The organism is Antricoccus suffuscus, assembly GCF_003003235.1.
GTDB lineage: Bacteria > Actinomycetota > Actinomycetes > Mycobacteriales > Antricoccaceae > Antricoccus > Antricoccus suffuscus.
On record NZ_PVUE01000004.1, the window covers coordinates 196429 to 218566 of the forward strand.

The 22138-nt window shown below is 64.8% G+C and carries 22 protein-coding genes; 14 read left to right on the forward strand and 8 right to left on the reverse strand.

What is annotated here, in order from left to right; genetic code table 11:
- Positions 1-30: 30 nt before the first annotated feature.
- Positions 31-342, reverse strand: a complete 312-nt coding sequence (locus tag CLV47_RS07295) for a 2Fe-2S iron-sulfur cluster-binding protein (RefSeq protein ID WP_202862437.1) — start codon at positions 340-342, stop codon at positions 31-33.
- Positions 343-473: 131 nt separating this feature from the next.
- On the reverse strand, positions 474-620 hold the full coding sequence (locus CLV47_RS07300; protein ID WP_106348362.1) for a DUF1059 domain-containing protein: 147 nt from the start codon (positions 618-620) through the stop codon (positions 474-476).
- Positions 621-676: 56 nt separating this feature from the next.
- Here CLV47_RS07300 and CLV47_RS07305 point away from each other — a divergent pair, with 56 nt between their 5' ends.
- The 4 genes from CLV47_RS07305 (at position 677) to CLV47_RS07320 (ending at position 4604) form a co-directional block, all read left to right on the forward strand.
- Positions 677-1327, forward strand: a complete 651-nt coding sequence (locus CLV47_RS07305) for a TetR/AcrR family transcriptional regulator (RefSeq protein ID WP_146135311.1) — start codon at positions 677-679, stop codon at positions 1325-1327.
- Positions 1328-1561: 234 nt separating this feature from the next.
- Positions 1562-2722: a serine hydrolase domain-containing protein gene (locus CLV47_RS07310; protein ID WP_106348364.1), complete on the forward strand. Its 1161-nt coding sequence runs from the start codon at positions 1562-1564 to the stop codon at positions 2720-2722.
- Between the two features lie 118 nt (positions 2723-2840).
- Entirely contained in the window at positions 2841-3284 is a 444-nt protein-coding gene (locus tag CLV47_RS07315; protein ID WP_106348365.1) for a VOC family protein, read from the forward strand.
- Positions 3285-3452: 168 nt separating this feature from the next.
- The gene (locus CLV47_RS07320) at positions 3453-4604 is read left to right on the forward strand and encodes a cytochrome P450 (RefSeq protein WP_106348366.1); all 1152 of its coding nucleotides are present in this window, start codon (positions 3453-3455) and stop codon (positions 4602-4604) included.
- Positions 4605-4623: 19 nt separating this feature from the next.
- Here the strand turns inward: CLV47_RS07320 and CLV47_RS07325 are convergent, their stop codons facing one another.
- Entirely contained in the window at positions 4624-5304 is a 681-nt protein-coding gene (locus tag CLV47_RS07325) for a response regulator transcription factor (RefSeq protein ID WP_106348367.1), read from the reverse strand.
- 206 nt (positions 5305-5510) lie between these two features.
- Positions 5511-6719 (reverse strand): MFS transporter, encoded by a 1209-nt coding sequence (locus CLV47_RS07330; RefSeq protein ID WP_106348368.1) that lies wholly within the window; start codon positions 6717-6719, stop codon positions 5511-5513.
- Between the two features lie 103 nt (positions 6720-6822).
- On the opposite strand from CLV47_RS07330, the gene CLV47_RS07335 reads away from it, so the two are divergent.
- Both CLV47_RS07335 and CLV47_RS07340 read left to right on the forward strand, forming a co-directional pair.
- The gene (locus CLV47_RS07335) at positions 6823-7626 is read left to right on the forward strand and encodes a thioesterase family protein (RefSeq protein ID WP_106348369.1); all 804 of its coding nucleotides are present in this window, start codon (positions 6823-6825) and stop codon (positions 7624-7626) included.
- A 46-nt stretch (positions 7627-7672) separates the two neighbouring features.
- A complete protein-coding gene (locus tag CLV47_RS07340) occupies positions 7673-10918 on the forward strand; it encodes a DEAD/DEAH box helicase (protein ID WP_106348370.1) in 3246 nt (1081 codons plus the stop codon).
- A gap of 86 nt (positions 10919-11004) precedes the next feature.
- Here the strand turns inward: CLV47_RS07340 and CLV47_RS07345 are convergent, their stop codons facing one another.
- Positions 11005-12453 (reverse strand): MFS transporter, encoded by a 1449-nt coding sequence (locus CLV47_RS07345; protein WP_106348422.1) that lies wholly within the window; start codon positions 12451-12453, stop codon positions 11005-11007.
- Positions 12454-12596: 143 nt separating this feature from the next.
- Between CLV47_RS07345 and CLV47_RS07350 the strand changes: the two genes are divergently transcribed.
- Positions 12597-13055 carry a MarR family winged helix-turn-helix transcriptional regulator gene (locus tag CLV47_RS07350; protein WP_106348371.1) on the forward strand — a complete coding sequence of 153 codons (459 nt, stop codon included), beginning with the start codon at positions 12597-12599 and terminating at the stop codon, positions 13053-13055.
- Here CLV47_RS07350 and CLV47_RS07355 read toward each other — a convergent pair.
- A complete protein-coding gene (locus CLV47_RS07355) occupies positions 13000-13650 on the reverse strand; it encodes a low temperature requirement protein A (RefSeq protein WP_202862439.1) in 651 nt (216 codons plus the stop codon). The genes CLV47_RS07350 and CLV47_RS07355 overlap by 56 nt on opposite strands.
- Before the next feature lie 87 nt (positions 13651-13737).
- Here CLV47_RS07355 and CLV47_RS07360 point away from each other — a divergent pair, with 87 nt between their 5' ends.
- The 7 genes from CLV47_RS07360 to CLV47_RS07390 all read left to right on the forward strand — a co-directional run bounded on the left by CLV47_RS07360 (position 13738) and on the right by CLV47_RS07390 (position 20519).
- Positions 13738-14352: a TetR/AcrR family transcriptional regulator gene (locus CLV47_RS07360; RefSeq protein WP_106348372.1), complete on the forward strand. Its 615-nt coding sequence runs from the start codon at positions 13738-13740 to the stop codon at positions 14350-14352.
- A 28-nt stretch (positions 14353-14380) separates the two neighbouring features.
- Positions 14381-14572 (forward strand): ferredoxin, encoded by a 192-nt coding sequence (locus tag CLV47_RS07365; RefSeq protein ID WP_106348373.1) that lies wholly within the window; start codon positions 14381-14383, stop codon positions 14570-14572.
- The gene (locus tag CLV47_RS07370; RefSeq protein ID WP_106348374.1) at positions 14569-15777 is read left to right on the forward strand and encodes an NAD(P)/FAD-dependent oxidoreductase; all 1209 of its coding nucleotides are present in this window, start codon (positions 14569-14571) and stop codon (positions 15775-15777) included. Before CLV47_RS07365 ends, CLV47_RS07370 begins: the two co-directional genes overlap by 4 nt.
- A 35-nt stretch (positions 15778-15812) precedes the next feature.
- Entirely contained in the window at positions 15813-16799 is a 987-nt protein-coding gene (locus CLV47_RS07375; RefSeq protein ID WP_106348375.1) for a Gfo/Idh/MocA family protein, read from the forward strand.
- 137 nt (positions 16800-16936) lie between these two features.
- Positions 16937-17710 carry an SDR family NAD(P)-dependent oxidoreductase gene (locus CLV47_RS07380; RefSeq protein WP_106348376.1) on the forward strand — a complete coding sequence of 258 codons (774 nt, stop codon included), beginning with the start codon at positions 16937-16939 and terminating at the stop codon, positions 17708-17710.
- A 140-nt stretch (positions 17711-17850) separates the two neighbouring features.
- On the forward strand, positions 17851-19764 hold the full coding sequence (locus tag CLV47_RS07385; protein ID WP_202862440.1) for a cation:proton antiporter: 1914 nt from the start codon (positions 17851-17853) through the stop codon (positions 19762-19764).
- Between the two features lie 59 nt (positions 19765-19823).
- Positions 19824-20519: a DUF998 domain-containing protein gene (locus CLV47_RS07390; protein ID WP_106348377.1), complete on the forward strand. Its 696-nt coding sequence runs from the start codon at positions 19824-19826 to the stop codon at positions 20517-20519.
- 6 nt (positions 20520-20525) lie between these two features.
- Here CLV47_RS07390 and CLV47_RS07395 read toward each other — a convergent pair whose 3' ends face one another.
- Positions 20526-21452: an aldose 1-epimerase family protein gene (locus CLV47_RS07395; RefSeq protein WP_106348378.1), complete on the reverse strand. Its 927-nt coding sequence runs from the start codon at positions 21450-21452 to the stop codon at positions 20526-20528.
- Positions 21449-22093 carry a DUF1707 SHOCT-like domain-containing protein gene (locus tag CLV47_RS07400; protein ID WP_106348379.1) on the reverse strand — a complete coding sequence of 215 codons (645 nt, stop codon included), beginning with the start codon at positions 22091-22093 and terminating at the stop codon, positions 21449-21451. Before CLV47_RS07400 ends, CLV47_RS07395 begins: the two co-directional genes overlap by 4 nt.
- Between the last annotated feature and the right edge of the window lie 45 nt (positions 22094-22138).

Consider the following 22138-nt stretch of genomic DNA (forward strand, 5'->3'; position numbering starts at 1 on the left):
GGCATCCCGCGAGCGGCGAGATGCTTCGATCTAGCTGCCGACGACCTCGACGATCAGTCCGTCGAGCTCCTCATCCGTCGTGATCTGGCAGCAGAGGCGGCTGTCCTCGCGCACGCCAAACGTGTTGTCGAGCATTGCTTGCTCGTCGCTCGTGCGCTCGCCGGTCGCTTCGCGCCACTGAGGGCTCACATACACGTGGCAAGTCGCGCAGGCCGCCTCTCCGCCGCAGTCCCCGTCGATACCGGGAACGGCATTGTCGACCGCGACTTCCATGAGCTTCCAGCCCGGCTCGGCCTCAACGGTGCGAGTCGTCTTGTCCTGCAATACAAAGGTAACTTCCACGCCGCGTGCTCCTCGCGTCAAAAATAATGTGACTGAACCTACGCTAGACATAGTGTCTAGTCAATGGCGCTCTGTCGCGTCAAATCTTTGATGGCTGACCGGCATGCGGGTTCTTTATGCGAACCTCACACCTAGGAAGCGAAGAAGAGGATCTGCTCACGGGTGTAGGTGCGCTCCGGATGGGCGTTGCGCAGATGCTCCTGCGTCTTCTCTACGAGTTGGTCCTCGTCTTCGCCTTCCACGACCTCGCCGCAGGGGCAGTTCAGGTACAGGTCCACTTCATGTCCTCTCGATGGTGGTCTTTGCATACGAATCGTTCTGCTAAAGTCGCGCCGTGAGTGCGCCGCCGCCAGACTTCCAGCGAGTTGCCGACAGTCGTCCCGGTATGACCGCGCGAGACGAGCTTCGGGAACTGACTCATCAACGGTTGCTGGCCGCGGCGGAAGCCATCTTCGAGAGCGAAGGTTACTGGCGAACCACCGTCAGCGGTATAACCAAGGCGGCTAACGTTTCGAGGGCGACGTTCTACCTTCATTTCACCGACAAGTCCACCGTTCTCCTCGCGATCATGCGTACTAATCTCGCCGATACTCCGGCGTACTGGCAACAGGTCGATGCTGCGCTGATCGACGGCGGCCGGGACGTGCTGCGGGCCGCATTGGGTAGGACGCTCAACTGGTATCAGAAGCACGGACTGATGCTGCGGGCCGTGCGAGAGGCCATGACCTCCGATCCTCATCTCGCCGAGAAGACCGAGGGAACGATTGCGGGTTTCGCGGACGAGATGTCCGACTACCTTGCCAGTGTCTCGTCTGACCAACGAACTCAGGCGCACCTGCGGCTTCAGCTTCTGATCATCCAGCTTGATCAGCTCGCGTTCAGGCTCGTCGTCCAGGGCCTGCAGCGCATCGACCGAGAACTCATGCTGGATGAGCTGACCGATATCTGGCAACTGGCGCTGCCTGCGGCTCGACGACCGGACTAGCATTCAAAGTCTCACCACTGACGGTGGACTTGTCCTGCGACTACCTCGAAGCGCCGTGCGATGGAAACTTCGCGTGACCATGGCGCCGAGCATAGCCGCAGTAAGTGCGATATCGGAACTGGCGGCAACCCGCCAGCCCATATCGCTGAGTCTCGATCGGTAGTAATCTCGGAAATGCGTCGGGGGGCGTTCCGCGGCAAGCGGCACGGCGGTGGCGCCGATTGAGGGTGCGTCGTGGCAAAGTACAGGATCCGCGCGGCTTGGCTCGTTCCGATTCTCGCGCTCGTAGTCGGTGGCTGTGCCGCCCAACCTAAGACGGCGAGCACGGCCAGCAAATCCCCGCCCAGCACCGTCCCAGAGGTGGCCTCCGTGACCACCCTCAAGCCGGCCCTCAAGAAGGCGATCGATGATGACATCGCTGAGGCAGTGGCGACGTACAACGTGCCAGGGGCGGTCGTTGGAATTCATCTCGCCGACAAGGGCGACTATACGGCGACCGTCGGCGTCGCCAACCTCAAGACGAAGGCGCCGCTGACCACCGAGATGACGTGGCCGCTGCGCAGCGTGACGAAGTCTTTCGTGGTTACCGCGGCTCTGCAGTTGGTCGAAGCGGGCAAGCTAAGTCTGGACGACACGATCGCGAAATGGATGCCCAACCTTCCGAACGCCAACCAGATCACCGTTCGACAGCTAGCGAATATGACGAGTGGGCTGCCGGAATACACCAACGACGCCTTCATCAAGGCCTACTCGGCGAATCCAGATAAAGAGTTCACGGCCGACGAGCTCATCGGCTTTGCAGCAACCGAGCCGGCGCAGTTTCCGCCCGGAGCCAAGCACGTCTACACAAACACCAACACCGTAGTGCTGGGCCGGATCATCGAGATGGTCACCGGCATGCCCATTGCCCAGGTGCTTCAGCAGCAGATCTTCACGCCGCTAAAGCTCACGCACACGGCCTACGCGACGAGTGACTCAGACTGGCCAAAACCGCACGCTGTCGGCTACCAGCCCGATAACACGAAGATGGAGCCGCAGGGCAACAACTTCTCCATCTTCGCGGGGTCCGGGGCTATGGTCTCGACCCTCGCGGACTTGCAGATCTACGCGCCTGCGCTGGCCAATGGGACCTTGCTCAACCCGCAGCTCCAGGCCGCGCGACTCGTCGGTGCGCCGTTAGATAAAGGCCCCGAGTACGACCAGTACGCGCTTGGTATTGGCGAGATCGCCGGTTGGTGGGGACATACCGGCGAGGGCTTCGGCTTTACCCTTGCCGTTATGGGACAGCAGGGGACGGACAATTCGGTCGTCATCCTCATGAATATCTCGAATCTCGATGGCCATCCGCCGACAAAGCTCATGCGTAAGATCGCCGCGACCCTGAAGTCCGCCTAGCCGAGGCTGCTAGATACGAATGCCCGGCGAGGGACTCGTCGCACGGCGGGCAACACGACGGCTGGCTCTCCTGCTTAGCCTGTCTATAGATAGACCAAATGCGAGCAGGAGGAGCAAGATGAGGCTGCATCATGTCCAGGTCGCCTGCCCCCCTGGGACCGAGGACGAGGCCCGACGGTTTTACGCCGACGGTCTCGGACTGACCGAGGTGGAGAAGCCCGAAGATCTCAAGCCCAAAGGCGGGGTGTGGTTCCGGGCATACGACGACTCGGGAGCGGTGACAGCGGAGATCCATGTCGGGGTCGAGGACCCGTTTTCACCCGCCCTCAAAGCGCATCCGGCGGTGCAGTTCGCTAGTGTGGCCGAACTTGAGGCCATCACTGAGCGGCTGGTCGAGCTTGGGTTCGACGTTGACTGGAGCCAGCGGTATAACTTTCCGGGTAACGAGCGGTGCCATACCGCTGACGGTCCGGGCAACCGGGTCGAGCTCCTAGCGCCGGTCGAGCCAGGGTTACGACCGCCGGCGGGCACGCCAGGTGAGGGCGCCTCCGGCGGTCAGTAGTCCGGCCGAGAGGACGTGGGGACAGTCGAGGCGGGACCGACATCCGTCGCGTCGGTGATGTTGATCTTGAACAGCCTCTTATAGCTGCTCGCGATCTAAGTGCAACGAAATGTCCGGACGTCGTACACAAACGCAGCACCCAACTGCGCGACTGACAGACTGGACAACATGCCGATCGACCTTGAGGCGCTGACAAACGACCCGCACCCAGTCCTGCGGGCGTGCCGTGAAAGCTCCCCGGTGCTGTGGGTCGATGAGCTCGACGGCTGGCTGGTCACCGGGTACGACGAGGCGGTGCAAGTGTTGAAGGACTCAGGCACCTTCACCGTCCAGGACGCTCGATTCTCGACCGCACGGCTCACTGGCGAGAGCATGCTGACCGTCGACGGGGCGGCACATTCTCGCCACCGCGGGGCTTTTGCCGCGCCGTATCGTCCGGCCGCCATTCGGCAGCGACTCACCGAGGCAACCCGACGGATCGCAGACGGGCTCGTCGTGGCCCGCGCCGACCGGGCGAGCATCGAGGTGCTGTCCGAGCTTGCGCAACCTCTCGCGATCGCCGTACTGGCCGAGACTCTGGGGCTGCCGCGTACGTCGGCGGCCGAGGTCGTCGAGTGGCACCACCTGCTGGCTGCCGCGTTTGAAGCCGACGCGGCGGGCCGTCCGGCTGCGGTCCCGACGCGTGCCCTCGACGAACTGCGCTCCCGGGTGCTCGAGACGGTACGACGGACCGAGGCGAGTCCGTTGCTCGATGCCGCGACCTCGGGCGCCGATCCGCTCACCGTCGAGGAAACGGTCGGCAACCTTGCGATCATGATGATCGGCGGCGTCGAAACGGTCGAAGGGATGATTGCGCATGCCGTGCAGTACCTCTGGCGACGCGGTGCCGACCCGCTCGCCGAAAGCCCGGATGCGCTCGACGAGCGCGCGGTGGACCGGGCGATCGAGGAGTCGCTGCGGATCGAGCCGGCCGCCGCCCGGTTGGACCGCTACGCGACGACCGATATCCAGATCGGCGCCGCCCAGATTCGCCGCGGTGACCTGGTGATGGTCTCGGTCAGCGGCGCGAACCGGGATCCGCGGCAGTTCGCCGATCCTGACACCTTCAATCCAGATCGGGCGAATCTCACCCGTCAGCTTGGATTCGCGCTCGGTCCGCACTACTGCCTCGGCGTACACCTCGCCCGGCTGGAAGCGCGCGAGGCGATCTTCGCGCTGCGGCGGCACCTGCCGGAGGCCCACCTCGACGTACGCCGCAGCGAGACGCCGGTCGGCCTGATCTTCCGTAAACCGCGCCGACTCACTCTGGCCGTCCGATAGCTGGTCGACGTTTCGTACCTCACGGTCCGTGCCGCGAGGCGCGGGCCTCGCCGGCGTCCGTCAGATAGCGGATGACTGCCAGGACCCTGCGGTGGTCATCGGCGTCGACCGGTAAGCCGAACGCGTCGTAGATGTGCGAAGTGTGCTGCACGACAGACTTCTCACTCAGGTGTAGCTCGCTCGCGATGGCCGCATTGCTGCGGCCCTGGGCCATCAAGCCCAGCACCTCGAGTTGTCGAGGCGTCAGCGTCCCGACGGCCCCGCCTAGAACGCTGGCCCGCGTTACCATCACCGACACGACGTCAGGGTCGAGTGCGGTGCCTCCGGAGGCGACCCGTCGCAGGTCTGCCGTAAACGTGGGCACATCGGCGATGCGTTGTTTGAGCAGGTAGCCCACGCCCCCGCCGTCCCGTTGGAGTAACTCGGTGGCATACCGGCGCTGCACATACTGCGATAACACCACCACCGCGATGGACGGCGTCGTCTTCTTGATCCTCAGCGCGGCCAGAAGCCCCTCATCAGTGTGAGTCGGAGGCATCCTGATGTCAGTGATCACCAGATCTGGGCGCATGCGCGTAACCACCTGGTCGAGCTCCACGGCCGTGCCGACCGTAGCGATCACGTCGAACCCGTCGGTGTCAAGCACGTGTCTGAGACCTTCGCGCAGCAGTACTTCATCCTCGGCAATCACTACACGCATGGAAGGTCCACCTCATCCGGAGCCGCGCGAGGACGGTCGCTCGGGTTGCCGAGCAGCGTGGCCGAACGGCCGCATCTGCGTGAGGGAATATCGCTGATGGCCATAGCGATCACCGTAGTATCACTCGCCCACGCGACCGGATCGGCAATTCAGGTGGCCGCGGCAGCCGCGGTATCGCTCGAGGTCTTCTGGAAGGGTCAAACTTCCTACCGAATCGTGGAAGCCTCACGGGGACGCAACCGCATCCCGAGTACGCCGGAGAGCAGTACGACGCCTGCCCCGAGCCCGAACGCGGCCGTGTACGACCCTTGATCGACGAGCCAGCCGGCGACCACCGGCCCGATCACGGCGCCGAAGTCACTGGCCATGTTGAATACCGCGAGCACCGTGCCGCTGCGCTTTCCTGCGACATCGCCGACAAGGGCGCCTGGAACGGTCCCCAGAAACGCAGAGCCAGCACTGAACAGGCCGATCGCGATGAGGGCCATCGCGAGCGATCCGGCGAACGCGAGCATGAGCAGGCCCGCGCCCGCGATCGCCGAGCCAACAACAAGTGGCGGCCGCCTTCCTGCCGTGTCGGACCATTTGCCGGCGGGAAACATCAACGCAGTCTGCACGAGCGCCGACACCAAAAAAGCGACACCGACCCAACCCGGTGAGGCGTGCAGATGCTCCACGATCAACAGCGGTAGGACCGTACTTCGGATTCCGAAAACCGCTAGCCCTACGGCGAAGTTGGTGGTCAGGGCGGCCTGATACTCGCGGGTGCGCAGAACTTCGCCGAACGTCCGGTCCGGTGCAGGGGTCTCGGGTACGGCGTCCCCCTCGTCAGAGTCGCTCGGCGTGGCTTTTTCAGCATCCCGGCCGAGGAACACAAGCCCGACAACCCCAGCAAGTGCGAGGGTGCCGCCGTACAAGAAGAACGGTGCACGCAGGGAGATGCCCAGTACCGCGCCCCCAGCCGCTGGACCGATGATGCCGCCGACCAGAAAACCCATGCGGTAGATGCTCATCGCTTGGCCGCGCAGCTGTTTGCCGGCGGCGTTGAGCACGATCGCCATTGATGCGACGCCGAACAAGGCCGAACCCATACCGCCGATCCCGCGCAAGATCAGCAACTGTGGGTAGTCCTGCGCGACGCCCGCCAGCAGACTGGATACCGCGACGACGGCGAGGCCAATGATGAGACTGGTGCGGCCACCGAGGCGGTCGGCCAGTCGGCCCGCGACGAGACCGAAAATTAGACGCATCAAGGCGAACGACGAAACGACGACGCCGGCCGCGGTCGCCGACACCCCGAACTGGGTTGCGAAAAGCGGGATCGCCGGCGCGACGATGCCGAAGCCCAGCGAGACGCATAGCGCGACCCCGGCCATCGTCAGGACGTCGCGGGGGACGTCGTTCTTGATCCGCATAGGTGGTCATCCTGTCACCGCGTCGCGACGGACCGATTGTGGGGCGGGCTTATCGATGTAGTCGGGAAAGAATCTGCCGCGCCGCGCCCGGTAGGCTCGTCCGATGGGGATTTATGAGAAGGCGACCGCGGTTACGGCCGTCGGCGCGGGAATGTACGACGCATACATCAGCGAGCAATGGACGGTCGGAGTCAAACCGCAAGGCGGTTACCTGCTCGGGATCGTCGCGCGGGCCGCCGCCGATATGGTCGGTGACTCGCATCCGCATCTGCAGGCAATCAGTAGCAGCTTCCTGCAAGCGCCGGACGTCGGGCCCGCAACGGTGCAGGTCGACGTACTGCGAGCGGGTCGAGGCGCGTCGCAGCTGCGCGCCACTCTCCTGCAAAACGACAAGCCGTGCGTCGACTCGCTGCTGGTCCAGGGCGTGCTCGACGACGCGGACGCGTGGTGGACGGCGGCGACGCCGCCCGACATCCCGGACGAGTCGGACTGTGACCTGATGCCCAGGTCGGCGCCGGGCGCCGGCTTCGACGTACCGATGATGGACATGGTCGAGCAACGGTTCGACCCGAAGGGGATGGGGTTCACGCGGGGTGAACCGGGACATGCCGGCACGATCGGCGGCTGGATCCGCCTCGCGGACGGCGCAGCCTGGGACCCCATGAGCCTGCTGATACCGCTCGACCCGACTCCGCCGATCTCCTTTGACATGGGACTTGCGGGTTGGGCGCCGACGATGCAGCTTTCGGCGTACATTCGTCGGCTGCCCGCGCCCGGTCCGGTCCGGGTCTTCACCAAAAGCCTCGACATCGGTAACGACCGGATGGACGAGACGACGTATGCGTGGGACAGCAAAGGCAGGCTTGTCGGGCAGGCGACCCAGCTGACCGGCGTACGCACTCCGTAGCGCCAGCGCCGCGAGCCGTGTCGGCGTCGCGCGTTATCCTCGCGGCATGTCCGTGGCGTTAGCTGAACTGCTCGACGACTCCGTCATCATCCGCATGGTTGGTAGCGAGTCGTTCAAGCGCGGGCGGTCCTATGCGCGGCGCGGCCTGGTCAGCAAAATCGACGTCGCGGAAGATCCGCTACAGCTGCGCGGACGGGTCGACGGCACCCAGCCGAAGCCCTACAACACGACGGTCTATTTCAACGATCGCGCCGAGCCTGCCGGTTCGTGCAGCTGCCCGGTCGGCTTCGACTGCAAGCACGCCGCAGCCTTGATGATCGCGGTTCGAAGCGCTCGCGGGGAACAGTCGCGGGTCTCCAGCGCGACGTGGGACAGCCGCCTCGGCCAGCTCGCCGGGCAGTCTCCTGCACGTCAACAGCAGTCCCGCCATCAGCCGGTCGGCCTGATGTTTCGGGTTGATCGCAGCATCACCGGAGACCGGCAGAGTACGCCGATCGGCCTCGGCGTACGACCCGTCGGGTGGGGCCGCAGCGGCCGTTGGGTCAGCAGTGGGCTCTCGTGGGCGAGTCTGCGCGGGGACCGTGGCTTCCCGCCGCGGCACCGCGAACAGCTGAGCGAGTTCTACTCCTACACGCAGCTGCGCAGCGACTACCGCTACTACGGCAGCGGTGGGTGGACGTCGCTGAGCGCGGTCGGTCCGATGCTCTGGTCGTTCTTGTCGACGATGTCCGACGCCGGGATACCGCTGCTGCTCGAGTCGCGGGGTACGGCGACGCCCACCGAACTCGTGCTCTCGGCCCAGCCGGCAGAGATCGTGCTTGACGTGCGGCGCAGCGGTGAAGACTTCGCGATAGCGCCGCGGGTCAGCATCGGAGGCGACGTATTCTCGCCGGCAGGCATCGGCTGGCTCGGCTCGCCCACGCACAGTCTGTTTCACGAGACGGCACCGGAGGAGCCCCGCCGGCCCGGCACGCTGACGATCGCCAAGCTTGCTGCGCGGCCCAGCCGTGATCTGCGGGACTGGGTGTTCGACCCGCAGGACATGACGGTGCCGCGTGCGGACATCGACCGGCTGGCCGACGAGTTCTACCCGCGGCTGCGTAATACCACCCGGATCACGTCCTCCGATGACTCGGTCGACCTGCCGTCTATCTCCGCGCCGACCCTCGTCGTCATCGTGGACCCACAGCCGGACCTCAGTCTGCGGCTGCGTTGGAAGGTGCAGTACGCCGTCGGCGAGGCGACGTCGCGGTTCGCGGTCGGCTCCGATGCCGCGGACGAGCCGGGCCATGCCGTGCGCGACCTGGCCGCCGAAACGGCGCTGGTGCGCGCGCTGCCGGTCGCGGTCGGCATGCCACTCGACGACGCCGAGCGGCCGCCCGTCGCGTTAATGAGCATCGACGCTGCGGCGTTCGTCAACGAGACGATCTCCGCGCTGCGCGGGCACGACGTCCTAGTCGAGATCAACGGTGACCTGCCGGACTACCGCTACATCGAGACCGCGCCCGTCGTACGCGTGTCGACCTCGGACCTACCCGGCGAGGCCGACTGGTACGACCTGGGTGTCCAGGTCACCGTCGACGACCAGACGGTGCCGTTCATCGAGCTGTTCGCCGCGCTCGCTCGCGACGACGAGTTCCTGATGCTCAAATCGGGCGCATACTTCAGCCTGCAACGCGCCGAGTTCGAGGCGCTGCGCCGGCTCATCGCCGAGGCCCGTGAGCTCCAGGAACACGAGGGCGAGTCACTAAGGATCAGCAAATACCACGCTGGGTTCTGGGAGGACCTGGTCGAGCTCGGGGTCGTTGAAAATCAGTCGTCGCGGTGGGCCGAGACAATGGCCGGGCTGCTCGATGACCAACCCGCCGACCCGGCGCCGGTGCCGACCACGCTCGACGCCGAGCTGCGGCCCTACCAGCTGACCGGCTTCCAATGGTTGGCCTTCTTGTTCGACCACGGGCTCGGCGGCATCCTCGCCGACGACATGGGCCTGGGCAAGACGCTCCAGACCATCGCGCTGATCTGCCGGGCTCGCCAGGGTGATCCGGAGGCGCCGCCGTTCCTGGTGGTGGCGCCGTCGAGCGTGGTGTCCAACTGGGCGCGGGAGGTCCAACGATTCGCGCCACATCTGCGCGTCGTGTCAATCGATCAGACCGAGGCCAAGCGTAAGAGCGACACCGCCGCGTTGGTCGCCGGCGCCGACATCGTGATCACGTCGTACACCTTGCTGCGGATCGACTTCGAGTCGTACGCCGGCCTGCCGTGGTCCGGGTTGATTCTTGACGAAGCACAGTTCGTCAAAAATTACCGCGCGAAGACCTACCAATGCGTACGCCGCCTGCCCGTGCCGTTCAAGCTCGCCGTCACCGGTACGCCGCTGGAAAATAGCCTGATGGACCTGTGGGCGATGCTGTCGATCGTCGCCCCGGGGCTTTTCCCGCGGCCCGACAGGTTCGCCGACACCTATCGCAAGCCGATCGAACGCGGCAACAGCACCGAGCTGCTGGCGCAGCTCCAACGACGGATCCGACCATTGATGTTGCGGCGTACCAAGGAGAAGGTCGCCTCGGAGCTTCCGCCCAAACAAGAACAGGTCGTCGAGGTCGAACTGCTGCCCAAGCACCGCAAGATCTACCAGACACACCTACAGCGCGAGCGCCAGAAGGTCCTGGGGATGATCAACGACCTCGACGCCAACCGGTTCGTGATCTTGCGGTCGCTGACCTTGCTGCGCCAACTCGCGCTGGATGCCAGTCTCGTCGAGGACGACTACGCCAACGTGCCGTCGGCAAAGGTTGAGTTGTTATGCGAGCAGTTGACTGAGCTCGCCGGGGAGGGTCATCGTGCGCTGGTGTTCAGCCAGTTCACCAGCTTCCTCGGACGGATCAAGCAGAAGCTCGATGCGGCGGGCGTCCCCTATTGCTACCTCGATGGCAGCACCCGTAACCGGGCCGCGGTGATCTCGTCGTTCAAGGACGGCGATGCTCCGGTGTTCTTGATCAGCCTCAAGGCGGGCGGTTTTGGCCTCAACCTGACCGAGGCCGACTATTGCTTCGTGATGGATCCGTGGTGGAACCCCGCCACGGAGACGCAGGCGATCGACCGCGCGCACCGGATCGGCCAAGACAAGACGGTCATGGTCTACCGATACGTCGCCGCCGACACCATCGAGGAGAAGGTGATGGCGCTGAAGGGCCGCAAGGCGAAGTTGTTCGACTCGGTGATGGGTGGCGACGGGATGCAAGACGCGGCGTTGAGCGCCGCCGATATTCGGAGCCTCTTCACCGATTGAGTCTCGCCCGTTGAGCGCCGCGAGGCACGAGCGTAGCCGCAACGCGCGCTTCAGACGTAGCGGCCGGACTCTACGCAGGTAGTGGACTAGGCGCTGGGAACCGGCGCCGCCAGTGCGGGTTCGGGCTCGGGCGCGGTCCGTCGAGGCCCGGACGAAATAGCCAGCGTGATTGCTGCGGCGACAATCGCGACACCGCAGGCGATGAGCAGACCGGTGCGGAATCCCGCCTCGGTCGGCAGGTTGTACCCACCGACCTGCGTACTCATCTGCGCCAGGACCACGCCGACCACCGCCGCGGACATCGAGGTGCCGATGGAACGCATCAGGGTGTTGACGCTGTTGGCGGAGGCGGTGGCCGACAGTGGTACGGCGGCCATGATGAGTGCCGGCATCGCGCCGTACGCCAGACCGACGCCGCCACAGATAATGCAGACGGCGATCATCAGTCCCCAGATCGACCCCATTAGGAAGATCGAGGATCCGTAGCCGGCAGCGATCACCAGACAGCCGAGCAGCAGTGTGAGTTTTGGCCCGTGAGTAGACGAGATGCGACCGCCGATCGGCGAGACCGCCATCATCATCAGGCCGCCGGGCGCCATCCACAGTCCCATGGCAAGCATCGACTGTCCAAGGCCGTAGCCGGTCGCGGACGGCAGTTGCATCAGCTGCGGGATGATCAACGAGGATGCGTACATCCCGAAACCTACGACCACCGATGCGACGTTGGTGAGTAGCACTTGACGACCAGCCGTCATCCGAAGGTCAACCAGCGGACTGGAGACGCGCAGTTCCCACCAGCCCCAGATCAGTGCGACAACGACGGCCGCGCCGAAAAGCTGAAGTGTCTTCGCGTTCGCCCATCCCCAGTCGCCGCCCTTCGACACCGCCATCAGGAAGCAGACCAAGGCCACGCCGAGACCGATCGCGCCGATGACGTCGAAGCGGCCGACCTTCCCGCTGACAGGGATTTCCGGAATGATGATCCACAGCAGTACGAAGATGATCGCGCTGAGTACCGCGACTGCCCAGAACAGCACCCGCCAGCTAGCGTTCTCGGCGACCGCGGCCGCGACAGGCAGGCCGAGCGCGCCGCCGATGCCCATCGAGGCGCTCATTAAGGCGATCGAGGAGTGCAGTCGCTCGGGAGGAAGCAGGTCGCGCATCGCGCTGATACCGAGCGGGATCAGACCGACCCCGAGTCCCTGCAAGCCACGGCCGATGATCATCGGCGCCAGTGATGAGGCCGTCGCGCACACGACCGATCCCAAAATGAGTGGCGCGGTGCATATCAACAGAACGCGGCGCTTGCCGTACATGTCGCCCAGTCGACCGATCACGGGCGTGGCTACGGCACCGGCGAGCAGAGTCACGGTGATGACCCACGTGGCATTGGACGCCGAGGTGTCCAGGATCTTCGGCAGTACGCCGATCAAGGGGACTACGAGTGTCTGCATGAGCGCGCCGACGATGCCGGTGAATGCGAGTACGCCGATCAAGCGGCCTGGGTGAACCACCGGTTTCGTGGAACTGTCCACGCGCATCTCCTTACGTTGGAACTGCTGCTCCCGAATGTGTATCGTGCATATTCTGTGCATTGTGCACGTTACACGGGCGTGGTGTTTGGCGATAGCCGTGACCCGACGTGTGCCCGATCGCACAGGAGAGGGAGGATCGTGAGATGGACAAGCCCACCCATTTAGTCGAATTCGAAACGATGGTGCTGGGTCGGCATATGGATTTGCGTGCTCGTCCGCGCGACAACGATGAGCGGCTCGACCGCAGCGCGTACATCGTGCTCAGCCGCATCGGCGTGCAAGGCCCGATGTCGATAGGCGAGCTTAGCGACGCGTTTGGACTGGACACATCAACCCTGAACCGGCAGACGGCCGCGTTGTTGTCCGCGGCGCTCGTCGAGCGCATCCCGGATCCCGGTGGCGGCATGGCGCGCAAGTTTCGAATCACGGCTGAGGGGTCGAGCAGGCTCGAGGCCGAGCGGGCGTTCAACACCAATGGCCTCGAGCGCGTACTGGCCGATTGGAAGCCCGAGGAAGTGGCCGAATTCTCTCGTTGGCTCAAGCGCTTCAATACCGATATCGAGCGGCTCGACGGCCGGCCGTGGCCCCGTCCCGAGTCGTAGCTAGAGGCCGACCTCGCGATCCGCGACAACTTGCTCGACCGTCCGCGACAACTCGCCTCGCGATCCGCGACAGGATATGGCCGCAGCCGAAGAGATAGCCCCGGCTCGGGCGAAGGCGCAACAGATCGCCGTACGGCGTGAGGAAGTACGTCCACCACATCGCGAAGGTGAGTCCGATCCCCGCGACCACGACCAGTACCGCGTCCACGTCCCAATCGAGCCCGGACGATCCGCCTAACGCACTACGAGAGGACGCGACGGTGCCGACAATGCCCTCACCGAGTGCGATGATCGCGAACCCGCCGTACCGGTCGGCGATGTGGTGTGGGTGCCACGGTGTACCGCCTGCCCGCCCTTGGGCTACTACCGGGAGCAGCAGTTCGAGAGCGCCGAGTACCGCGATCGCGACGAAGGTGGGAATGAGTGACAAGTCGACTACGTCGGTGTCAAATGCGGATGCGAACCAGGAAAAGTTGATCCAGCCTGCCAGGATTGCGAACAGCGCAAATGCGAACGCGACTACGGCGCTGGTGGCGTGCCCGGTCGCGAGCAGGTCCGCCAGCTGCGCGGCGGCAACTCCGAACCGCGACGACAAGCGTCAGATCTCAATTGCACATTTTGCCGAAACTCAGATTGGCGCTCGCGTCGGGGATATAGTTCGAGCAAATCCAGAGAGGCGCGGATGGACCAGTGGCGAGAGTACGACGAACTCCAGCTCACGCCTGTCTTGCGCGGGGCGTTGGCGGCCTTCCGCGAGCATGGCTACCACGGTGCCTCGGTGCGCGACATCGCGTCGCGCGTCGGAGTCACCGTGCCGGGACTGTATTACCACCATCGCAATAAAGAGGCGATGCTCGCAGCGTTGATCGACATCTCGATTCACGCGGTCGTCGAGCGGGTCCGGCTGGCCATGGCCGCGGCCGGCGACGACTTGCGGACGCAGCTCGCCAACACGATCGAGGCCGTCGTACTCCACATGACCTACCACGCGGACTTCGCATTCCTGGACCCGGAATTTCGCTTTCTGAAGGAAGAGACCAGTCACTCGTACGCCGAAGCAAGGCGGGCCGTCGAACGCCGTATCGCCGACCTGCTTGCGGTGGGTGTCGAGACCGGCGTGTTCACGGCCGAGATCCCCGACGGGACCGCCCGTGCGCTGGTCGGGATGTGCCAGTCAGTCGCGTTTTGGTACCGATCTGACGGGCCAAAAAGTCCGAGAGAGATCGCCCGCGAGTACGCCGCGATCGCGCTATCTATCGTGGACCACGAGCTCGATTCACCCAGACTCAAGATCTAGCGCCGACAGAACGGGAGCCGAGTTAAAGATGAAGATCATTCACGACCAAGAGCGATGCCAAGGGCTGGGCATCTGCGAGTCGATTTCGGCCGAGCACTTCGAAACCAACGACGACGGCACGATGACCGTCATCAAACCGGACTTCACCGACGACGAGCTGGAACTTGTCGAGCGGGCCGTCGAGAGCTGCCCGACGCGGTCGCTGCGGATCGAGCGGTGACGGACGTCGACCACCTCGTCATCGTCGGCGCCTCGGTCGCCGGACTGCGTGCCGTCGAGGGTGCCCGCAAGACGGGGTACGCCGGACGGATTTCGCTGATCGGCGCCGAGGAGCATCTGCCTTACGACCGACCGCCGCTGTCCAAGACCTATCTCACCGACGAGCAGCCGCAGCCGACGTTCTATCGGACCGAAGAAGCGATGCGCGAGCAACTCGGCGTCGACCTCTTCCTGGGCCAGCCGGCCACTGGTCTCGACGTCGCCGAACAAGTGGTGCACACCGGCGCGACCGAGCACCGGTACGACGCGCTCGTGATAGCCACCGGGTCTACCGCCCGGACGATGCCGGAAGTAGGCACGCTGGGCGGCGTACTGACGTTGCGCACCCTGGACGACGCGCGGGTGCTGCGAGCCGGTCTCGATCGGGCGACCCGGTTGGTGGTCGTTGGTGGTGGCTTCATCGGCTCGGAGATCGCGTCGGCGGGACGGGCGCGTGGTCTGCCGGTGACGATCGTCGAGGCGTTGCCCACCCCATTGGTGCGCGCGATCGGCGAGCAGATGGGCGCCGCGTGCGCCGCATTGCATCAGCGCAACGGCACGCAACTGATGTGCGGCGTACCCGTCGACCGGCTGGAGGGCGACGGGCATGTCGAACGCGTGATTCTCTCGGACGGCGCCGTCCTCGAAGCGGACCTGGTCGTTGTCGGTACGGGTGCGGATCCGGCGACCGGCTGGCTGGGTGATTCCGGTTTGCGGCTGGACAATGGCATCGTCTGTGACGAGACGCTGTGGACCGGTGCGCCGGGCGTGTACGCCGCCGGTGACGTCGCGCGCTGGGTCAACCCGACCTTCGACCGGCTGATGCGGCTCGAACACTGGACCTCGGCGGGTGACCAGGGCCGGCACGCAGGCCAGAGCGCGGTGGATCCGCAGGCGCGCAAGCCATTTAGCGGCGCGCCGTACTTCTGGTCCGACTGGTACGACGCCAACATCCGCTTCATCGGCATCCCTTCCGACGAGGTGCAGGTAGTTATCGGCTCGACTGACGATGGCTCGTTCCTGTCGCTCTATCGGGAGGGCGACACGGTGGTCGGTGCGTTCGCGATCAACCAGCCGCGGCACCTGATGAAGTTTCGCCCGCTGATCGCCGGCCGCGCGAGCTGGGCGGAGGCCCTCGAGTTCGGTCGCGAACGCGCCTCGGCCTGACTAGTCACGCGACGCGGGCAGGTAGCGTGGCCGTCATGGAACGTAAAGTTCGCTGGGGGATAGCCGGCCCTGGACGGATCGCGGATCTCGTCGTACCAGATTTCCAGTACGTCGAGAGCGCCGTGATCACCGCTGTCGGGTCGCGCTCGCAGGAGCGGGCGGACGGTTTTGCCGCCCGTCACGCGATCCCGGTCGCGCACGGCTCATACGACTCACTCGTTGCAGATCCCGAGGTCGACGTCATCTACGTCGCCACGCCGCATCCGCAGCACTTGGCGATCGCTCGGTCGGCGCTCGATGCCGGCAAGGCGCTGCTCATTGAGAAGACGTTTACCGCCACGGTCGCAGGCGCACGGGAAATCGTCGAGCGGGCGCGTGCGGCGCGGATCTTTTGTATGGAGGCGATGTGGACCCGCTTCCAGCCGGCGATCGTCGCCGCGCGCGACCTGATCGCGGACGGTGCGATTGGTGAAGTCCGCGCCGTACAAGCAGAGCTCGGAGTCGATCGCCCTTACGACCCGGCGGACAGGCTGTTCGACCCTGCCCAAGGCGGCGGCGCGATGCTCGACCTCGGTGTCTACGTCGTCTCGTTCGCACAACATTTCCTTGGTACGCCGGAGAAAATCGTCGCTACCGGTTCCTTGGCGCCGACGGGCGTCGACCTGGAGGCCGGTCTGCTGCTCGGGTACGACGACGGCAAGTCCGCTGCGCTTCAGATCTCGCTGCGCCACTCGCTGCCGGGCTACGCGCGGATCTTCGGCACTAAGGGCTGGATCGACGTCCCGCCGCGTTTTCATCATCCGAAGGCGATCGTGCTACACCGTTCCGGTGCGGAGCCCGAACACATCACCCGCGAGCCCCTTGGCGTCGGCTACTCGCACGAACTGATCGAGGTCACCGACGGCATGCGCGCGGGGCGTACCGAAAGCGCAATGATGCCGCTCGACGACACATTGGCGGTGCAGACCCTGTTGAACGACGCCTGCGAGCAGCTCGGCGTCCACCACAACGAAGCCCCGTGAACTGCGGTCCTCGCGACGCAGCGAGCGGGAAATGCCCGCAATCGTAGCGACCCCGAAGCACTCGTCATTCACGTTCCTCTAGCGGGAATGCGGTCGTCGATGGCATAGTCCGCAGGTAACGACTGAGAGGACACGAAGTGGCAGATTTTCAGGGACGTAGCGTAGTAATCACCGGCGGAGCGCGTGGCTTGGGCGCGACCGTTGCCGAGGAGTTCGTCAAACGTGGCGCCCGGGTGGCGATCGTCGACCTCGACAGCGACGAGTTCTTGGCGACCCGCGACAGGCTGTCGAAGCTCGGCGACGTACTCGCCATCACCGCAGACGTGTCGCAGGAATCGGATGTCAAGTCCTACGTTCAGCAGGCGGTCGAGGCGTACGGCGGGATTGACGTGTTCTTCAACAACGCCGGTATCGAGGGGAAGGTGGCCGTCCCGCTGGTCGAGACTGCAGTGGAAGACTTCGACCGGGTGATCAGCGTGAACCTGCGCGGCGTGTTCCTGGGTCTCAAACATGTGCTGCCCGTCATGAATGCGAAGAAGAGCGGCAGTGTCATCAATACCTCGTCGGTCGCCGGGCTGCGCGGGAGCATGGGCATCGGCCCGTACACGGCGTCCAAACATGGCGTCGTCGGGTTGACCCGCACGGCGGCGCTTGAGTCTGCGCCATACGGCGTGCGCGTCAACTCCATCCACCCATCGCCGGTCAACACGCGCATGATGCGGGCGTTGGAAAAGGGCGTGAACCCGGCGGACCCGGAGGCCGCGCAGGCCCGGTTTACCAGCAATATCCCGTTGGGCCGATACGCCGAATCGACCGACATCGCCAACCTCGTGCTGTTCCTCGCCTCTGATGAGAGCAATTTCCTGACCGGCGTGCAGTACCGCGTCGATGGCGGTATGGGAGCCCACTAGCACCGCGCGTGCTTTCCGGGATGGGTTTGGCCTGGAAGTCGCGGCCAGATCCACCCCGGGAAACGCAGGGCAAAGACCTGTGACAATCCCGACGGGGCAATTAGTTGCGGGGCGCCGCGGCAGCCGGAATCGTGTTCTAGATGTCCGACTTCCTGGCCAACGCGTACGACGTGCTCGGCCGCATTTCTCCGGCTGGCTACATCTGCCTCGTCATCGCGCTCAGCGTCGTGTGTCAGTGGGTCGCATGGCGGTTGAGGTTCCCGTCGATCCTGTTGCTGCTGACAGTCGGGTTCGGCCTCGGCCAAGTCGTATCGGCCGAGCATGTCCTCGGGCAGGACGTCGTACTGGACTGTGTCACGTTGACCGTCGGGATCATCCTGTTCGAGGGAAGCCTGTCGCTGCGGCTGGAGCATGTGCGGGGTCTCGGAAGTCCGGTACGACGACTCTGCTCGCTTACCGTTGCACTCGCGTGGGTGATGATCACGGTGGCGGCCTGGCTGCTGGGGTTCAACCTCAAGATCGCGCTGCTGATCGGCGCGATCCTGGTGGTCACCGGGCCGACCGTCATCAACCCGATCTTGCGCGCGCTGCGCCCGACGCGTCGGGTGTCCTCACTGCTGCGCTGGGAAGGAATTGTCGTCGATCCGATCGGCGCGGTCCTCGCTCTGCTTGTCTTCCAGGGGATCCTGGCCGGCGAGGCCGAAGCCGCGTTCTCCACCGTGCTGCTCGTCCTCGGCAAGACGGTCTTGATCGGTTTCGGGATCGGGTTAGCCCTCGGCGTACTGCTCGAGGTGTTGATGCGTCGCCAGGCGATTCCCGACTTCCTGCATGGCGTGGTGTTCCTGGCCGCGGCGGTCAGCGCGCTGGTCGTGTCCAACGTCCTGCAGGAGGAGAGCGGACTGCTCACGGTGACGGTGCTCGGGGTCTACCTCGGCAACCGGCCAGGTCTGCACCTCGAGCACGTCGCCGAGTTCAAGGAACATCTGCAAATTCTCTTCGTGGGTGCGTTGTTCGTCGTACTTGCCGGCCGGGTCAGCCCAGCCCAGATCGTCGATGTGGCACCGCAGGCGCTGATCTTCCTGGCCGCGCTAGTCCTGATTGTGCGGCCGGTCAGTGTCTGGCTGGGGCTCCTGGGCACTAATGTCACTCGGCAGGAAAAGACACTTTTGTCATGCATGGCGCCGCGGGGAATCGTCGCGGCGGCGGTGGCTAGCATCTTCGCGCTGGGATTCGCGAACGCCGCACAGGGCCTGCTCGCGGACGCGCAGGTTGCCACGGGCAGCGATAAGACCGCGCTCCTCGCGCAGGCCGCGGAACTGGACAAACTTGCCGGACAGGCCTCCTCGATGGTGCCGCTGGTCTTTATCGTGATCGTATGCACGGTCGCGATCTACGGATTCGGTATCGGCCGGGTGGGCGAGCGGCTGTCGCTGGCGACCGCCAAACCGCAGGGCATCATGTTCGCCGGTGTCAATCGCTGGGTCATCGACGCGGCAGCGCTGCTGGAGGAGCACGGGGTGAGCACGCTCGTCGTCGCGCGCAACTACGCCGATCTGGCGAACGCGCGAATGGCCGGTCTGCAGACCGAGACGGCCAACATTATTTCGGAGTACGCAGTCAAGGATATGGATCTTGCGGGCATCGGTAGCTTCCTCGCGTGTACGCCGGAGGACGAGATTAACGCGACCGCCGCACGCGAGTTCGTGCATGTCTTCGGCCGGGCCAACACCTTCCAGCTGCACCGTGATTCCAAGACCACCGGCACGGGCAACGCCCGCAGGGACACCGCCGGGCATCTGAGCGCGCACTTCGCTTTCGTCCCGTCCTTCTCGCGTGCCGAGCTAGACGAACGGATGCTCTCGGGTATGCGGCTCAAGTACACGCGGCTTTCGAAGGAGTTCACCTACGACGACTTCACCGACTACTACGGAGACGACACCGTGGTGATGTTCGTGCAGCGAAACGGCGCCACGGAGGTCGCGCACGCCGACATGAAGCTGCCGTACGACGACGGCGCGCTGATCTCTATGGTGCGTGAAGAAGACGTGACGTAGCGAGGTGGCCGACCCCTAAGAACTTGGCAAATGCACTGTCGACCGTGAACAATCAAGCCATGACGGATGACGCGGGGGGCCGAACCGTTACCCGAGCAAGTGTGCGCACATTGGACCGGGCCGCACTCTGGCTTATGCACGCCACCGTTGTCTCGTCGATTGTGATGCAGATCGGCAAGGGTGATTTCTTGCCGCCGAAGGTCTCGATGAGCCAGTACGGCGTCGGGCCGTTTGGCTGGACGTTCACCATCACGCTCATACTATTGGCCGCGGGATCGATGACTATGGCGATCGCCGATCTACGCCGATTCCCGCCCCCACCGCGCGCAGTAACTATCCTGATCGCAATCTGGGCGGTTGGCGTCGTACTTACCGGTCTTGTGCCGGCCGATCCCGACCAGTCGATACCGACGCTCGCCGGCAGAGCGCACACGCTCTTCGCGAGTCTCGCGCTCATTGTGCTTCCCATCGCGGCAGTCATCCGGGTGACGATGGCCCGCAGACAGCCGCCTAAGCCATTGCGGATCACGATCTGCGTGCTCGCGTTTGCGAGCGAACTCAGCCTGGGCCTGCTGGTGCTGGCCGCGACGGGCATCGACATCACCGGACTCGGCCCGCACTCGGCGTGGGCGCTCTACGAATCGAGCTCGGTCGTGCTGGACGTCGTGCTCATCTATCTCATGTGCATGGTCGCGCGGATTTCGGTCGTCGTACCTGCCCGGGCCGAGGTTGTCGCCAGGACGTCGATGCCGTAAGCAGTCTCAGCCTTCGAGCCGGACCCCCCACGTCGTCGTGATCGACTGACCCGGCTCGAGACGGATGATCCCTTCACCGGTTTGGAAAGCGTTCGGCGGGCAGGTCATCGGTTCCGCGCCCAGTCCACGGCGGCGCCGATCGGGATGAAGCGTGTCAGCGGTGTAGACCTGGATGATCGGGTAATGCGCATCGACCCACTGGGCCGCTGTTTTCCCGTCGGTGCCGGTCAGCCGGATCCATGCCCTGCCGTCCGAGTCGCGGGTGAGATCTGTGAAGGCGTAGTCAATCTGCACATCGTTGACCTTCCTGGCCTCGCGGAAGTCGTACGGCGTACCGGCCACGCCTTCTAGACCGGTAGGCAGCTGGCGTTCTGCGTCGGTGTCGATGCGGGTTTCGGCCTGGAGCTCGAGCGAGCAGCCGTCCACTACGCCGTCGCCGGGCGATAGGTACGGATGCTGTCCATGCGCGTATGGCAGTGCGGAACTGCCCAGGTTGGTCGCGGTGGTGCTTACGGTCAGGCCGTCGTTGCTGAGACGGTACGTCGTCGAAACATCAAGCGTGAACGGATATCCGCTCATCGGATGCAGCCGGATCGCCATCGTGACGAAGTCCGCCCCCTGATCGGTGACGTTCCATGAACGCCACCGGAGGAACCCATGGATGGCGTTGTGCTTTTCGGGTTCGGTGAGGTCGACCTGGTAGTCGATGTCGTCGAAGCGGTACTTACCGTCCGCCATCCGGTTTGGCCATGGGATCAGGGGTGCGCCGTGGGCTCCGTCGCAGATCGCGGTGACGTCGTACGGGTGCAGCACCGGACGGTCGCCGTCGTGATACTCGCGTACGCCGCCGCCGACCTCAACGATGGTCGCGCGTTGCTTGCCGAAGGTGATTTCGTGCTGCTCGCCGGAGGGGTGTACGTCGGTGGTGGTCATGCGCCGTCCTTGTCGGTTGGGGACTCGGGTTCGCGTCCGAGCATGCGCTGAAAGCGCTCCCGCAGGCTGTCGTTGCGCTTGGTGTTGCGTACATGCGCATCGCCGAACAGCGAGAAGGCGAGGAGTCGGATCCGCGGCGTACCCGGGATTCGCGGTACGGGCGCCAGATCGAGTTTGCGGTCGCCGAACAGGGTGAATCCGTTGAGGTCGACCTCGATCCCTTCGGGCACGATGAGCTCGGCATCGCCGAACAACAGCCAGGTGCGGATCACGACCTCGCCGCTGTCGACGTACGCGCCGCGCAGATCGAGTGAGATGTCACCGAAGATGCTGATCCCGGTGATCGAGTCGGCGGCCCGCCACGCGCCGGCGCGCTGCTCGTCTCCGAAGATGTTGAACAACCATTTGATCGTCCGAGACGTGCCGACATTGGGCGCGGCCGGGATGTCCCGGGTCGCGGTTCGCAGTTCATCATTGGTGACCGCGCCGTAGACGACATCGAGGCGCGCCATGAACTCCTCAAGCGTGAGCAGTCCGTCGCCGACCGCGCGCTGCAACCGGTCGGTGACCTGCTGCCGGGCGTCGTCGGAGACGGTCGACGGAGGTACGGCTGGGTTCTCGGGGCGTGGTTCGAGGTCCATGACCTCTACGTTACCGCCCGGCCCGCCACGCGATCCGCGGCAACT